Annotated in this window: 8 protein-coding genes, 9 tRNA genes, 3 rRNA genes and 1 other annotated feature (2 of these 21 only partly in view); all 20 genes read left to right on the top strand. The window is 41.4% G+C overall.

Features of this window, described 5'->3' with window-relative positions:
- Nucleotides 1-24 (top strand) — tRNA-Val (locus tag OB_RS00545); it begins 52 nt to the left of the window's first position.
- Between the two features lies 1 nt (nt 25).
- Nucleotides 26-101 (top strand) — tRNA-Thr (locus OB_RS00550).
- Between the two features lie 48 nt (nt 102-149).
- Nucleotides 150-225, top strand: a tRNA-Lys gene (locus OB_RS00555).
- A gap of 4 nt (nt 226-229) precedes the next feature.
- Nucleotides 230-314 (top strand) — tRNA-Leu (locus OB_RS00560).
- 17 nt (nt 315-331) lie between these two features.
- Nucleotides 332-406 (top strand) — tRNA-Gly (locus OB_RS00565).
- A 5-nt stretch (nt 407-411) separates the two neighbouring features.
- A tRNA-Leu gene (locus OB_RS00570) sits at nt 412-500 on the top strand.
- A gap of 3 nt (nt 501-503) precedes the next feature.
- Nucleotides 504-580 (top strand) — tRNA-Arg (locus OB_RS00575).
- Nucleotide 581: 1 nt separating this feature from the next.
- Nucleotides 582-658: transfer RNA gene (locus OB_RS00580), tRNA-Pro, on the top strand.
- Nucleotides 659-677: 19 nt separating this feature from the next.
- Nucleotides 678-753: transfer RNA gene (locus tag OB_RS00585), tRNA-Ala, on the top strand.
- 201 nt (nt 754-954) lie between these two features.
- Nucleotides 955-2,518, top strand: a 16S ribosomal RNA gene (locus OB_RS00590).
- A gap of 235 nt (nt 2,519-2,753) precedes the next feature.
- Nucleotides 2,754-5,675, top strand: a 23S ribosomal RNA gene (locus OB_RS00595).
- A 132-nt stretch (nt 5,676-5,807) separates the two neighbouring features.
- Nucleotides 5,808-5,923 (top strand): 5S ribosomal RNA (gene rrf / locus OB_RS00600).
- The 16S, 23S and 5S rRNA genes sit together here with 9 tRNA genes alongside, the layout of an rRNA operon.
- 120 nt (nt 5,924-6,043) lie before the next feature.
- Nucleotides 6,044-6,742 (top strand): MgtC/SapB family protein, encoded by a 699-nt coding sequence (locus tag OB_RS00605; RefSeq protein ID WP_011064492.1) that lies wholly within the window; start codon nt 6,044-6,046, stop codon nt 6,740-6,742.
- A gap of 196 nt (nt 6,743-6,938) precedes the next feature.
- Nucleotides 6,939-7,406, top strand: coding sequence for a CtsR family transcriptional regulator (locus tag OB_RS00610; RefSeq protein ID WP_011064493.1), 468 nt, complete (start codon nt 6,939-6,941; stop codon nt 7,404-7,406).
- A 22-nt stretch (nt 7,407-7,428) separates the two neighbouring features.
- On the top strand, nt 7,429-7,986 hold the full coding sequence (locus OB_RS00615) for a UvrB/UvrC motif-containing protein (RefSeq protein ID WP_011064494.1): 558 nt from the start codon (nt 7,429-7,431) through the stop codon (nt 7,984-7,986).
- Nucleotides 7,983-9,047, top strand: a complete 1,065-nt coding sequence (locus OB_RS00620; protein WP_011064495.1) for a protein arginine kinase — start codon at nt 7,983-7,985, stop codon at nt 9,045-9,047. Before OB_RS00615 ends, OB_RS00620 begins: the two co-directional genes overlap by 4 nt.
- A 144-nt stretch (nt 9,048-9,191) precedes the next feature.
- On the top strand, nt 9,192-11,621 hold the full coding sequence (gene clpC, locus OB_RS00625) for an ATP-dependent protease ATP-binding subunit ClpC (protein ID WP_011064496.1): 2,430 nt from the start codon (nt 9,192-9,194) through the stop codon (nt 11,619-11,621).
- A 193-nt stretch (nt 11,622-11,814) separates the two neighbouring features.
- The gene (radA, locus tag OB_RS00630) at nt 11,815-13,188 is read left to right on the top strand and encodes a DNA repair protein RadA (protein ID WP_011064497.1); all 1,374 of its coding nucleotides are present in this window, start codon (nt 11,815-11,817) and stop codon (nt 13,186-13,188) included.
- Between the two features lie 82 nt (nt 13,189-13,270).
- Nucleotides 13,271-14,362: a PIN/TRAM domain-containing protein gene (locus tag OB_RS00635; protein WP_041544400.1), complete on the top strand. Its 1,092-nt coding sequence runs from the start codon at nt 13,271-13,273 to the stop codon at nt 14,360-14,362.
- 123 nt (nt 14,363-14,485) lie between these two features.
- Nucleotides 14,486-15,955: a glutamate--tRNA ligase gene (gene gltX / locus OB_RS00640; RefSeq protein ID WP_011064499.1), complete on the top strand. Its 1,470-nt coding sequence runs from the start codon at nt 14,486-14,488 to the stop codon at nt 15,953-15,955.
- A gap of 71 nt (nt 15,956-16,026) precedes the next feature.
- Nucleotides 16,027-16,171, top strand: a binding site (T-box leader); it runs 83 nt beyond the window's last position.

Raw genomic sequence — 16,171 nt, forward strand, 5'->3', positions numbered from 1 at the left:
GTTCGAGCCCTGCATCCTCCACCACGCCGGCCTAGCTCAACTGGTAGAGCAACTGACTTGTAATCAGTAGGTTGGGGGTTCAAGTCCTCTGGCCGGCACCACTTTTTCTAACAGAATATTAACGAATGGTGAATAAATTTAAGTTGTACGAGCCATTAGCTCAGTCGGTAGAGCATCTGACTTTTAATCAGAGGGTCGAAGGTTCGAATCCTTCATGGCTCACCATTTTGCGGGTGTGGCGGAATTGGCAGACGCGCTAGACTTAGGATCTAGTGTCTTCGGACGTGGGGGTTCAAGTCCCTTCACCCGCACCATTTAGAAATTTGCCAATGCGGAAGTAGTTCAGTGGTAGAACACCACCTTGCCAAGGTGGGGGTCGCGGGTTCGAATCCCGTCTTCCGCTCCAACCCTGCCGGGGTGGCGGAACTGGCAGACGCACAGGACTTAAAATCCTGCGGTAGGTGACTACCGTACCGGTTCGATTCCGGTCCTCGGCACCATTCGCGCCTGTAGCTCAATTGGATAGAGCGTTTGACTACGGATCAAGAGGTTAGGGGTTCGACTCCTCTCAGGCGCGCCATCGGGAAGTAGCTCAGCTTGGTAGAGCACTTGGTTTGGGACCAAGGGGTCGCAGGTTCGAATCCTGTCTTCCCGACCATGAAATATATTTAAATAAAGGGGCCTTAGCTCAGCTGGGAGAGCGCCTGCCTTGCACGCAGGAGGTCAGCGGTTCGATCCCGCTAGGCTCCACCATTTCTTAAAAAACTTTTAAAAAAGTTATTGACAAGATTTGGAGAAAATGTTAAATTTATAAAGTCGCTGTTTTGGAGGCGACAACGAAATTGCTCTTTGAAAACTGAACAAAACAACCAGTACGAAAGAAGAAAAACACCTCGTTTTTCTTAAAAAGAAATGAAGTCAGAAGTTGACTTCTGAAGCACAAGAAACACAACTTTTATGGAGAGTTTGATCTTGGCTCAGGACGAACGCTGGCGGCGTGCCTAATACATGCAAGTCGAGCGCATGAAATTATTTGATTCTCTTCGGAGTTGACGATAATGGAATGAGCGGCGGACGGGTGAGTAACACGTAGGCAACCTGCCTGTAAGACTGGGATAACTCGTGGAAACGCGAGCTAATACCGGATAACACTTTTCATCTCCTGATGAGAAGTTGAAAGGCGGCTTTTGCTGTCACTTACAGATGGGCCTGCGGCGCATTAGCTAGTTGGTAAGGTAACGGCTTACCAAGGCGACGATGCGTAGCCGACCTGAGAGGGTGATCGGCCACACTGGGACTGAGACACGGCCCAGACTCCTACGGGAGGCAGCAGTAGGGAATCTTCCGCAATGGACGAAAGTCTGACGGAGCAACGCCGCGTGAGTGATGAAGGTTTTCGGATCGTAAAACTCTGTTGTTAGGGAAGAACAAGTACTATAGTAACTGATAGTACCTTGACGGTACCTAACCAGAAAGCCACGGCTAACTACGTGCCAGCAGCCGCGGTAATACGTAGGTGGCAAGCGTTGTCCGGAATTATTGGGCGTAAAGCGCTCGCAGGCGGTTCTTTAAGTCTGATGTGAAATCTTACGGCTCAACCGTAAACGTGCATTGGAAACTGGGGAACTTGAGTGCAGAAGAGGAGAGTGGAATTCCACGTGTAGCGGTGAAATGCGTAGAGATGTGGAGGAACACCAGTGGCGAAGGCGACTCTCTGGTCTGTAACTGACGCTGAGGAGCGAAAGCGTGGGGAGCGAACAGGATTAGATACCCTGGTAGTCCACGCCGTAAACGATGAGTGCTAGGTGTTAGGGGGTTTCCGCCCCTTAGTGCTGAAGTTAACGCATTAAGCACTCCGCCTGGGGAGTACGGCCGCAAGGCTGAAACTCAAAAGAATTGACGGGGGCCCGCACAAGCGGTGGAGCATGTGGTTTAATTCGAAGCAACGCGAAGAACCTTACCAGGTCTTGACATCCTCTGAACACTCTAGAGATAGAGTTTTCCCTTCGGGGACAGAGTGACAGGTGGTGCATGGTTGTCGTCAGCTCGTGTCGTGAGATGTTGGGTTAAGTCCCGCAACGAGCGCAACCCTTGATCTTAGTTGCCAGCATTAAGTTGGGCACTCTAAGGTGACTGCCGGTGACAAACCGGAGGAAGGTGGGGATGACGTCAAATCATCATGCCCCTTATGACCTGGGCTACACACGTGCTACAATGGATGGAACAAAGGGAAGCGAACCCGCGAGGTCAAGCAAATCCCACAAAACCATTCTCAGTTCGGATTGTAGGCTGCAACTCGCCTACATGAAGCCGGAATCGCTAGTAATCGCGGATCAGCATGCCGCGGTGAATACGTTCCCGGGCCTTGTACACACCGCCCGTCACACCACGAGAGTTGGTAACACCCGAAGTCGGTGAGGTAACCGTAAGGAGCCAGCCGCCGAAGGTGGGACTAATGATTGGGGTGAAGTCGTAACAAGGTAGCCGTATCGGAAGGTGCGGCTGGATCACCTCCTTTCTAAGGATTATTACGGAATCGTACTTGGTTGTTTGGTTCAGTTTTGAGAGAGCAATCTCTCGATTGAATAAACTTCTTTTACAGAAGTTACTACATTGTACCTTGAAAACTAAATAAGAGTAACAACGACATCAAATTAGAAAGCTGAAGCAACTATTTTTAATAGGAGCTGAAGCTAGATTATTTTTTTGAAACAAGGCTATTAAATTAGCACGCTTATTTACTGAAATAACTTAGTTAAGTGAATAAGGGCGCACGGTGGATGCCTTGGCACTAGGAGCTGACGAAGGACGGGACTAACACCGATATGCCTCGGGGAGTTGTAAGTAAACTTTGATCCGGGGATTTCCGAATGGGGAAACCCACTGTTCGTAATGGAGCAGTACCTATACCTCAATACATAGGGTATAGGGAGCAGACCCGGGGAACTGAAACATCTCAGTACCTGGAGGAAGAGAAAGAAACCTCGATTTCCTGAGTAGCGGCGAGCGAAACGGAAAGAGCCCAAACCAGAAAGCTTGCTTTCTGGGGTTGTAGGACACTCCTTTGGAGTTACAAAGAAATTCTTTAAATGAATCGATCTGGAAAGGTCAGCCGAAGAAGGTAACAGCCCTGTAATTGAAAAGGAATTTCCTCCGGAGTGTATCCTGAGTACGGCGGAACACGTGGAATTCCGTCGGAATCCGGGAGGACCATCTCCCAAGGCTAAATACTCCCTAGTGACCGATAGTGAACCAGTACCGTGAGGGAAAGGTGAAAAGCACCCCGGAAGGGGAGTGAAATAGAACCTGAAACCGTGTGCCTACAAGTAGTCGAAGCCCGTTAATGGGTGACGGCGTACCTTTTGTAGAATGGACCGGCGAGTTACGATCCCATGCAAGGTTAAGTGGAAGACACGGAGCCGCAGCGAAAGCGAGTCTGAATAGGGCGAATATAGTATGTGGTCGTAGACCCGAAACCGTGTGATCTACCCATGTCCAGGGTGAAGGTCAGGTAACACTGACTGGAGGCCCGAACCCACGTATGTTGAAAAATGCGGGGATGAGGTGTGGGTAGGGGTGAAATGCCAATCGAACACGGAGATAGCTGGTTCTCTCCGAAATAGCTTTAGGGCTAGCCTCAAGATGATGAGTACTGGAGGTAGAGCACTGATTGGACTAGGGGCCCCTACCGGGTTACCGAATTCAGTCAAACTCCGAATGCCAGTTACTTAAACTTGGGAGTCAGACTATGGGTGATAAGGTTCATAGTCGAAAGGGAAACAGCCCAGACCGCCAGCTAAGGTCCCAAAGTATACGTTAAGTGGAAAAGGATGTGGAGTTGCCCAGACAACCAGGATGTTGGCTTAGAAGCAGCCACCATTTAAAGAGTGCGTAATAGCTCACTGGTCGAGTGACTCTGCGCCGAAAATGTACCGGGGCTAAACGTATCACCGAAGCTGCGGATTGTTCTTACGAACAATGGTAGGAGAGCGTTCTAAGTGCTGCGAAGTCAGACCGTGAGGACTGGTGGAGCGCTTAGAAGTGAGAATGCCGGTATGAGTAGCGAAAAAAGAGTGAGAATCTCTTTCACCGAATGCCTAAGGTTTCCTGAGGAAGGCTCGTCCTCTCAGGGTTAGTCGGGACCTAAGCCGAGGCCGATAGGCGTAGGCGATGGACAACAGGTAGATATTCCTGTACCACCTCATGATTGTTTGAGCGATGGGGGGACGCAGTAGGATAAGGAATGCGCACCGATGGACGTGTGCGCCCAAGCAGTGAGAAAGTCAGATAGGCAAATCCGTCTGGCAATTTCAAGCTGTGATGGGGAGGGAAATTGAGTACCGAAGTTCCGGATTTCACACTGCCAAGAAAAGCCTCTAGTTAGATCATAGGTGCCCGTACCGCAAACCGACACAGGTAGGCGAGGAGAGAATCCTAAGGTGAGCGGGAGAACTCTCGTTAAGGAACTCGGCAAAATGACCCCGTAACTTCGGGAGAAGGGGTGCTCCTTCATAGGAGGAGCCGCAGTGAATAGGCCCAAGCGACTGTTTAGCAAAAACACAGGTCTCTGCGAAGCCGAAAGGCGAAGTATAGGGGCTGACACCTGCCCGGTGCTGGAAGGTTAAGGGGACGAGTTAGCTCTTCGGAGCGAAGCTTTGAACCGAAGCCCCAGTAAACGGCGGCCGTAACTATAACGGTCCTAAGGTAGCGAAATTCCTTGTCGGGTAAGTTCCGACCCGCACGAAAGGTGCAACGACTTGGGCACTGTCTCAACGAGAGACCCGGTGAAATTATACTATGCGTGAAGATGCGCATTACCCGCGACAGGACGGAAAGACCCCGTGGAGCTTTACTGTAGCCTGATATTGAATGTTTGTGCAGCTTGTACAGGATAGGTGGGAGCCTTTGAAGCGTGAGCGCTAGCTTACGTGGAGGCACCCGTGGGATACCACCCTCGCTGTATGAACATTCTAACCCAGGACCGTGATCCGGTTCGGAGACAGTGTCAGGCGGGCAGTTTGACTGGGGCGGTCGCCTCCCAAAGAGTAACGGAGGCGCCCAAAGGTTCCCTCAGAATGGTTGGAAATCATTCGTAGAGTGTAAAGGCAGAAGGGAGCTTGACTGCGAGACCTACAAGTCGAGCAGGGACGAAAGTCGGGCTTAGTGATCCGGTGGTTCCGCATGGAAGGGCCATCGCTCAACGGATAAAAGCTACCCCGGGGATAACAGGCTTATCTCCCCCAAGAGTTCACATCGACGGGGAGGTTTGGCACCTCGATGTCGGCTCATCGCATCCTGGGGCTGTAGTCGGTCCCAAGGGTTGGGCTGTTCGCCCATTAAAGCGGTACGCGAGCTGGGTTCAGAACGTCGTGAGACAGTTCGGTCCCTATCCGTCGTGGGCGTTGGAAGTTTGAGAGGAGCTGTCCTTAGTACGAGAGGACCGGGATGGACACACCGCTGGTGTACCAGTTGTTCCGCCAGGAGCATGGCTGGGTAGCTACGTGTGGTAAGGATAAGTGCTGAAAGCATCTAAGCATGAAGCCCCCCTCAAGATGAAACTTCCCATCACTTCGAGTGAGTAAGATCCCTCAGAGACGATGAGGTTGATAGGTCCGAGGTGGAAGCGTGGCGACACGTGCAGCTGACGGATACTAATTGATCGAGGACTTATCTAAGTTCTTATATTGATGTCACGTTACTCTTATTTAGTTTTTAGGGTACAATCCTAAAAAAGTGTTGCATTTTGTCTAAGAAATGCATATAATATAACTTGTCCTTATTTTTTTGGACTACATATTATACGAAAGTCTGGTAGCGATAGCGAAGAGGCCACACCTGTTCCCATGCCGAACACAGAAGTTAAGCTCTTCAGCGCCGATGGTAGTTGGGGCTTTGCCCCTGCAAGAGTAGGACGCCGCCAGGCAACGAAAAAGAGTTAAGCATTATTTGCTTAACTCTTTTTGTTATAACTAGATATTCATACGATATAAAATAAAAGCATAATTATATAGTTGGTTAACAAATAAAGAGGGGAGGAAAATGCATGACTTCCTTAGTGGAATATTTAGTAGGAGAAGATTTTTTAGTTATTGCTGGTAGATTATTCATTGCATTAATATTATCTGGGTTAATTGGTTTTGAACGTGAAATTAATAATCATTCAGCAGGTTTTCGAACACATATATTAGTGGGTGTTGGATCTTGTCTAATGATGATTTTATCACTTTTTGGATTTTTGAGTTTTATGGAAATGCATGATAATGTTCAATTTGACCCAGCACGTATTCCTTCTTATGTCATTAGTGGAATAGGTTTTCTAGGGGCTGGAACTATTATAGTATATGGAGGTACAATACGAGGCCTTACTACAGCAGCATCTATTTGGACTGTAGCAGGTATTGGTTTGGTAATTGGTGCAGGTATGTATAGTGTCGCTATTGTAGCTACCCTTATTATTCTTGTGAGTTTAATTTTCCTAAATCAAATAGAAAATCTTTTTCCAAAGTATAAGTCTAGCAACTTCTTAGAAATCATTGCTTCTGATGGATTTCATCTATCTAGAGCTGTAGAAGTAATTGAAAAATATCATTTTACCGTGAAACGGGTTGAGATTCAAACACTTGAAGGTGGACAAAGAAAAATACATGTTTGGACCAATATAAGAAAAAATAACGAATTGATGAATGTATTCGATGAAATATCCAATATGGACTCTGTCCAAAATGTATCTAAACTAAATTAACCTTATATCGTAAGAGATTCTTTAAAAAAGGTCTTTTACGATATAAGGTTTTTGTTTTGATTTTAGTATTATTTGTCTAAAATAAGATATGTAATCTATTTGCAAGTTTATTTAATTAGCGTATAATAAAAATATAGTCAAAGATAGTCAAAGTCAAAAACAAATTTACATCTTTATAAGATATGAGGTGCAAATTATGAGCAATATATCTGACATAATCGAGCAGTATTTAAAGAAAGTTTTACAATCACAAGGAAAAGATGTTATTGAAATTAAACGAAGTGAGATTGCGGATCAATTTCAATGTGTACCATCTCAAATTAATTATGTAATTAATACAAGATTTACAATAGAGAAAGGATATATTGTTGAGAGTAAACGTGGTGGCGGTGGATATATTCGGATAATGCGAATTCAGCATCAAAGTCAGTCTGTATTAATTGATGAGATTATACAATTAATTGGTGACTCTATCCCACAGCGATCAGCAATTGATATTTTGGAAAGATTACTGGAAGAGGATTTAGTTACTGAACGAGAAGCTAAACTGATGGTTTCAGCAATTGATAGAACGACACTTGCGTTTCAATTACCAATTAGAGATGAAATTCGTGCTCGAATTTTAATCTCTATGTTAACAACACTTAAATATTTGAATAAATAATTCATGTAAGGGGGAATGGATTTTGGAATGCCAAGAATGTCATGAAAACCCAGCGACACTTCACTTTAAACATGTAATTAATGGAGAGGAAAGAAAGTTAAGTCTGTGTGAGACGTGTGCAAAGAAAAAAGGTTATGTTACATTTCCTGAAGAAGGGTATTCCCTGCATGACTTACTCACTGGATTATTTAATGTAGAGACATTAAATATGAATTCAACAAGTGCCAATCAAACGAAACAGTTAAAAGAAGTGACATGCTCTTCATGTGGCATGACTTTTTCTGAGTTTAAAAAAATAGGAAAATTCGGTTGTGCTAATTGTTATTCTTCATTTGCACAAAAAGTTGAACCAATATTTCGCAGGGTTCATGCGGGAAATACTAAGCATAACGGAAAGATTCCTAAACGTACAGGAACAAACTTAAAAACTAGACGACAGATTGAAATGTATAAACAAGAATTAAAAAAGTTTATTGATGATGAAGAGTTTGAAAAAGCGGCTGAATATAGAGATAAGATTAAGGCTTTGCAAGCAAAAGCTTCTCAGGAAGATGATTCGAAAGAGGGTGATGATCAATGACATTAGATAAATTTATTGATCAAGCAATTAGCCCTTGGATGCGCGAAGAAGGTCCTGATAAAGACATCGTAATGAGTAGTCGGATAAGACTTGCAAGAAATTTTGCCAACCAAACTTATCCTATATTAGCTAAGGAAGAAAAATTAGTTGAGATTCAAGAATTTATTCGAGATGAATATGCAAATAAATCTTTTCAAACGTATAAAGATTTGCAGTATGTTCCTTTGACAGATTTATCACCAGTTGAAAAAAGTGTGCTAGTAGAAAAACATTTAATAAGTCCACATTTAATAAAACATTCCGATTTTGCTGCTACATTAATTTCGGAAAATGAGCAAGTCTCTATAATGGTTAATGAGGAAGACCATCTTCGCATACAAGTATATTATCCAGGTCTTCAATTAAAAACAGCTTTAGAGCAATCATTCGCATTAGATGATTGGTTAGAAGAAAAAGTGGATTATGCATTTGATGAGACAAAAGGGTATTTAACAAGTTGTCCAACGAATGTTGGAACAGGAATGAGAGCTTCCGTAATGATGCACTTGCCTGCATTGGTTCTTACCAAACAGATTAATCGTCTAATCCCTGCAATAAGTCAATTTGGGTTAGTCGTTAGAGGTATATATGGAGAGGGAAGCGAAGCGCTCGGAAATATATTTCAAGTTTCTAACCAAATCACCTTAGGTAAATCCGAACAAGATATTGTAGATGATCTAGAAAGTGTCGTTCATCAACTTATTGAGCATGAACGAATGGCACGTAATCATATACTAGAAAGAACAGGGAAAAAGTTAGAGGATCGTATTTTCCGATCGTACGGGACACTAGCATATAGCCGTATTATTGACTCTAAAGAAGCATCTAAGTGTATTTCGGATGTTCGACTTGGAATTGACCTGGGATTGATAGACAACACTTCTGGTAACATTCTGAATGAATTAATGGTTCTAACGCAACCAGGTTTCTTACAACATTATGCGAATCGATCTCTACGGCCAGATGAGCGAGATGTTTTACGTGCATCGGTGATTCGAGAGAGATTGAAGCTAGAAGAGTAACGTATGTATAAATGTTTAGAGATAATGAATACAAGGAATAAGTTAGAAGGCTTTTGTTTCTACGTATAATCACATTTAAATATATAGCCGATATTCGACCTACCGATATCGATTAAATCTCAGAATAATAGGAGGAAAATCCTTATGATGTTTGGACGCTTTACAGAAAGAGCACAAAAAGTACTCGCACTATCACAGGAAGAAGCAGTACGTTTAGGACATAATAACATTGGTACAGAACACATTTTGCTAGGACTTGTACGAGAAGGAGAAGGAATTGCAGCAAAAGCTCTACAATCTCTAGGTCTAGAAGTATCCAAAATACAAGAAGAAGTAGAGAAATTAATCGGAGTAGGAAAACAACCTACACAATCGATTCACTATACACCTCGTGCCAAAAAAGTAGTTGAACTTTCTCAAGATGAAGCACGAAAACTAGGTCACTCTTATGTAGGTACAGAGCATATTCTACTTGGATTGATTAGAGAAGGAGAAGGAGTAGCTGCTAGAGTACTTAATAATCTAGGTGTAAGTCTTAATAAAGCAAGACAACAAGTTCTCCAACTACTAGGTAGCAATGAATCACAAGCTGGTCGTCAAGGGCGTTCAGGACAACAGTCAAATGCAAGCACACCAACATTGGATTCATTAGCTCGAGATTTAACAGTTAGTGCCAAAGAGGGCAAAATTGACCCAGTAATTGGTCGCTCTAAAGAAATTGAACGAGTGATTCAAGTGCTTAGCCGTCGTACAAAGAACAATCCTGTTTTGATAGGGGAACCTGGTGTAGGTAAAACGGCTGTCGCCGAAGGACTTGCACAACAAATTATAGACAATGAAGTTCCAGAAACCTTACGTGATAAACGAGTAATGACATTAGACATGGGGACAGTTGTTGCCGGTACAAAATATCGTGGTGAATTCGAAGACCGCTTGAAGAAAGTAATGGAAGAAATTCGCCAGGCAGGTAATATTATTCTATTCATTGATGAGTTACACACGCTTATCGGAGCTGGAGGAGCAGAAGGGGCTATTGATGCTTCAAACATCCTCAAACCATCTCTTGCACGTGGAGAATTACAATGTATTGGTGCAACTACACTTGATGAATATCGGAAATATATTGAAAAAGACGCTGCATTAGAACGACGTTTCCAACCAATTCAAGTAGATGAACCAACATTGGAAGAAACCATTCAAATTCTAAATGGATTACGTGATCGTTATGAAGCGCATCACCGTGTAACCATTACTGACGAAGCGATCGAAGCAGCAGCTTCACTATCTGATCGTTATATTACCGATCGATTCTTGCCAGATAAAGCGATTGACTTAATCGACGAAGCAGGATCAAAAGTAAGGTTACGCTCTTATACTGTTCCACCAAACTTAAAAGAGTTGGAACAGAAACTAGATGAAGTTCGTAAAGAAAAAGACGCGGCGGTACAAAGCCAAGAATTTGAAAAAGCTGCATCTTTACGAGATTCGGAGCAACGTTTCCGCGAAGAATTAGAAACAACGAAAAATCAATGGAAAGAAAAACAAGGGCAAACAGATTCAGAAGTTACCATGGAAGATATTGCTGCAGTTGTGTCTACATGGACGGGAGTACCTGTTTCTAAATTAACAAAAGATGAAACTGATCGACTTCTAAATATGGAAAAAATCCTTCATGACCGCGTTATCGGGCAGTCGGAAGCGGTTAATGCAGTTGCTAAAGCAATACGACGTGCTCGTGCAGGTTTAAAAGATCCAAAACGTCCAATTGGTTCGTTTATTTTCTTAGGACCAACGGGTGTAGGTAAAACGGAACTTGCTCGTGCGTTAGCAGAAGTAATGTTTGCAGATGAAGATGCGATGATCCGTATTGATATGTCTGAGTATATGGAGAGACATGCAACTTCACGCTTGGTTGGTTCACCACCAGGATATGTTGGATACGACGAAGGTGGACAATTAACTGAAAAAGTTCGTCGTAAGCCTTACTCTGTTGTTCTATTAGATGAGGTGGAAAAAGCACATCCAGAAGTATTTAATATTCTTTTACAAGTGCTAGAAGATGGTCGCTTAACTGATTCAAAAGGAAGAGTGGTTGATTTCCGTAATACAGTTATCATCATGACGTCCAATGTTGGGGCAAGCGAATTAAAACGTAATAAATATGTTGGTTTCGCTTTAGATAATGAGGAAAAAGACTATAAAGATATGAAATCAAAAGTGATCGAAGAATTGAAGAAAGCTTTCCGTCCAGAGTTTTTAAATCGTATTGATGAAACAATTGTCTTCCATTCTTTAGAAAAAGAGCATATGAAAGATATTGTGACATTGATGGTACAACAATTACAAAAACGACTAAAAGAACAAGACCTTCACCTATCATTAACAGATAAGGCGATTGAAAAAATAGCTAATGAAGGCTTCGATCCAGAATACGGTGCTCGACCTTTACGTCGATCCATTCAAAAAAATATCGAAGACTTATTGTCAGAAGAGCTATTAAGAGGAGCCATTGAAAAAGAGCAACAGGTTAAAATTGGTTTAAATAATAAAGGTGAATTTATTGTTTTACCATAGAAAAAGGTAATATGATGGAATAGTGATAAAGCTAGAGGATTTGATTCTTCTAGCTTTTATTTCCATTTAAGGGATTTCGATGTCAAAACGCTTGGTTGTGGCATAAATATGGAAGATAAATTTGTAAATTGATAGCTTTCTGTAACCTACTACATAAAAAAATAGGCTACAATAAAGAGAAGGGGTAATAAATTTGGCAAAAAGAAAAACAAAATTTGTATGTCAGGAATGTGGGTATGAATCAGCTAAATGGATGGGGAAATGTCCGGCTTGTCATCAATGGAATACCATGGTGGAGGAAATAGATCCAGCCTCAGTAAAAGGTCGGACAGGCTATGCTACTAGTACGACATCTGCAGGTAAGCCTGAAAAAATCACAGCCATTGAATCCAAAAAAGAACCTAGAATCACTACAAAAATGAGAGAGTTCAACAGAGTTCTGGGAGGCGGCATTGTACTAGGCTCACTGGTTTTAATTGGAGGAGATCCGGGTATTGGTAAATCGACACTTTTACTCCAAATATCCGCTCAGTTAGCAGAAAAAGATATGTCAGTACTTTATGTTTCTGGAGAGGAATCTACTCGCCAAACAAAATTACGAGCAGATCGACTCGATATTACAACAGATCAGTTATATGTTTTATCAGAAACAAATTTATATGATATTAGTAAACAGGTGGAAGAAGTAAAACCTTCCTTTGTGGTTATCGATTCGATACAAACCATATTTAAAGAAGAGGTAACGAGCGCTCCAGGAAGTGTTTCTCAAGTACGTGAATGTACAATGGAGCTTATGAAAATAGCAAAATCAAATGGGATACCTATTTTTATTGTTGGACATGTAACGAAAGAAGGTTCCATAGCTGGTCCTCGGTTATTAGAGCATATGGTAGATGCTGTTCTGTATTTTGAAGGCGAGCGACATCACACATATCGTATATTACGAGGAGTAAAGAACCGTTTTGGTAGTACGCATGAAATGGGAATATTTGAGATGAAAGAAGAAGGATTACGAGAAGTTATGAATCCGTCTGAGATATTCCTAGAAGAGCGGTCAGAAGGGGCAGCAGGATCAACAGTTGTGGCATCGATGGAAGGAACAAGAACGGTATTGGTAGAAATACAAGCATTAATTTCTCCTACTAGTTTCGGAAATCCACGTCGTACCGCAACAGGTATAGACCACAATCGTGTACCACTATTAATGGCTGTTTTAGAAAAGCGTGTGGGCTTGATGCTTCAAAATCAAGACGCATATATAAAAGTTGCTGGCGGGGTAAAGTTAGATGAGCCAGCTATTGACCTTGCATTAGCTGTAAGTATCGCATCTAGCTTTCGAGATCAACCAACAAATCCGAATGATATTTTTGTAGGTGAAGTTGGTTTAACTGGTGAAATTAGAAGGGTTTCTCGAATTGAACAGCGTGTACAAGAAGCTGCAAAATTAGGGTTTAAACGCGTAATATGTCCAAAGAACAATTTGGATGGCTGGAATTATCCTAGTGGAATTGAAGTCATCGGTGTATCAAGTGTACAAGAGGCTTTAGATATTGGATTACGTCATTAATACTACTTTTTATTCTATGAAAAAACCTTATGGGATACTTTTCCAAATAATAGGCAATACTGGAGTTAGGAGGTGAGCGATGGTGCTTAAAAAGATAGTTCATTTATTCTTTATTATATTAGGTGGTACCGTCGGGTATTTATATATACCGGAAATTTTTAGTTTGTTAAACGTAACAGATCCTGCATGGTTGAATTCGCCGATATTAGGTATGATTATTGGTGCTATTATATTCTTCATACTTTCCTACTTATTGGTAGATTATATTGTAGGTTTCTTACGTTGGGTAGAAGATGCACTTATTAAAATCCCAGCCATGGATTTATTCTTTGGAAGTATAGGTCTAATTGTAGGTTTAGTGATAGCGTATTTTATTAACATTCCGCTTCAAGACACAGGAATTCATATCTTGTCACAGGTGTTACCATTTTTCATTATGATTACCTTTGGATATTTAGGGTTCCAAGTTGGTTTTCGCAGACGTGAAGAATTTGTTAGCTTAATGCGTGCTAACAAAAAAGATCGACGTCGTATTCCAGAAGAAAATGCAGCACCGGCTGATAAACCAAAAGCGAAAATTCTAGATACAAGTGTCATCATAGATGGAAGAATTGCAGACATTTGTCAAACCAATTTCCTTGAAGGAACGATAGTTATTCCGCAATTTGTTTTAGGAGAATTACAGCATATTGCCGATTCATCGGATACTTTAAAACGAAATCGTGGTCGTCGTGGCTTGGATATCTTAAATCGTATTCAAAAGGAATTACCGATTCATGTGGAAATATATGAAGGTGACTTTGAGGAAATCCAAGAGGTTGATAGTAAACTTATTAAATTAGCGAAAGTAATCAATGGTATTGTTGTTACGAATGATTTTAACTTGAATAAGGTTTGCGATTTTCAAGGTGTGAACGTTCTGAACATTAATGACTTAGCAAATGCAGTAAAACCAGTTGTATTACCTGGTGAAGAATTACATGTACAGGTTATTAAAGATGGTAAAGAGCAAAATCAAGGTGTCGCCTATTTAGATGATGGAACGATGATTGTCGTAGAAGAAGGCAGAGACTATATAGGGAAAAATATTGAAGTAATTATAACGAGTGTACTGCAAACTTCTGCGGGTCGAATGATATTTGCAAAACCAAAATTACTTGAAAAAGCCCTCTAAAAAGGGTATAACTGATAAAGGACGAAGAAAAGTGATAGCATGAAATATGTTATCACTTTTTCATATAGAACTTATTCGATTATAAGCAAATCCATATTTTATTCCTAAGGGAGGCAACAAGTAATGAGTAAAGAAGTTCGCGTGCGTTATGCACCAAGTCCAACAGGACATTTACATATTGGGAATGCAAGAACTGCATTATTTAATTATTTATATGCAAAACATTTTGATGGAAAGTTTATTATCCGTACGGAGGATACAGATGATAAAAGAAATGTTGAAGGTGGCGAAGAAAGCCAATTAAAATACTTAAAATGGTTAGGTCTACAATGGGATGAAGGCGCTGATATCGGTGGAGAGTATGGCCCTTATCGTCAAACAGAACGCCTTGATATTTACCAAGAGTATCTTAATGAATTATTTGCAAAAAATTTAGCTTATAAATGTTATATGACAGAAGATGAATTAGAAGCAGAACGGGAAGAGCAACGCCAAAATGGACAAGTTCCCAAATATTCTGGAGCTCACCGTGACTTAACACCTGAGCAGATCGAACAATTCGAAGCTGAAGGTCGTCAACCAAGTATTCGTTTCCGAGTTCCGGAGAATACTACGTATACATTCAATGATTTAGTTCGCGGGAAGATTACATTCGAGTCTAGTGATTTTGGAGACTGGGTTATTGTGAAGAAGAATGGAATTCCAACGTATAATTTTGCTGTAGCGATTGATGATCATTTAATGAAAATCAGTGATGTTTTACGTGGGGAAGAACATATTTCGAATACGCCGAAACAAATGATGATTTTTGATGCGTTTGGATGGGAAGCTCCTCGTTATGGACATATGACACTTATTCTTAACGAAGAACGCAAGAAATTAAGTAAGCGTGATGAACATATTCTTCAATTTATAGAGCAATATCGTAATCTTGGTTATTTACCAGAAGCGATGTTTAATTTTATTAGCTTACTTGGATGGTCTCCGGTTGGGGAAGAAGAGATGTTCACACAGGCACAATTGATTGAGATTTTTGATCCAGAACGTCTATCTACTTCTGCAGCAATCTTTGACCAACATAAGCTGAAGTGGATGAATAATGAGTACATTAAAGCAGCGGATCTTGACAGAGTTATTGATCTTGCGTTACCGCATTTAATAAAAGCTGGAAAACTGTCAGAGGACATGGATGATGAAACTCGTCAATGGGCTGAAAATGTGATCTCGCTTTACCGTGAACAGTTACGCTATGGTGCTGAAATCGTTGAACTTACAGAACTATTTTTCCAAAAAGAAATTTCTTATGACGAAGAAGCAAAAGAAGTACTTAACGGAGAACAAGTTCCTGAAGTACTACAAGTTTTCACGGATAAATTGATTCATTTAGAGTCATTTGACAAAGACGCTATAAAAGCGCAATTTAAAGCAACTCAGAAAGAAACTGGCCATCGTGGCAAGAAATTATTTATGCCTATACGTGTTGCGACAACAGGACAAATGCATGGACCTGAACTTCCGTTTGCGATTGAGTTATTAGGTAGAGATATTATACTTAATCGATTGGATAAACTATTGAAAGAAATGGGAGCATAAGAATTCACATTTAGGCAGATTTGTAATATATTAAGCATATAGAAATTCGATAAATAAGAGTTAATCAAATAGATAAAACGTAGAAGAGGGAAAGTAAGACTAATATGTTTACACAGAGAGAACTACATTTGCTGAAAGTAGTTTTGGACAATTAATCTGAAGTGCTCCTCAGAGTCTGTGATGGAAATATATAGTACATCATAGCGGGAACTCTGC

Source organism: Oceanobacillus iheyensis HTE831 (assembly GCF_000011245.1).
GTDB lineage: Bacteria > Bacillota > Bacilli > Bacillales > Amphibacillaceae > Oceanobacillus > Oceanobacillus iheyensis.

Bases quoted from the DNA above. Each gene is read 5' to 3' on its own strand.
- OB_RS00605 (WP_011064492.1), top strand. From the start codon at position 6,044: ATGACTTCCTTAGTGGAATATTTAGTAGGAGAAGATTTTTTAGTTATT.
- OB_RS00610 (WP_011064493.1), top strand. From the start codon at position 6,939: ATGAGCAATATATCTGACATAATCGAGCAGTATTTAAAGAAAGTTTTA.
- OB_RS00620 (WP_011064495.1), top strand. From the start codon at position 7,983: ATGACATTAGATAAATTTATTGATCAAGCAATTAGCCCTTGGATGCGC.
- clpC (WP_011064496.1), top strand. From the start codon at position 9,192: ATGATGTTTGGACGCTTTACAGAAAGAGCACAAAAAGTACTCGCACTA.
- gltX (WP_011064499.1), top strand. From the start codon at position 14,486: ATGAGTAAAGAAGTTCGCGTGCGTTATGCACCAAGTCCAACAGGACAT.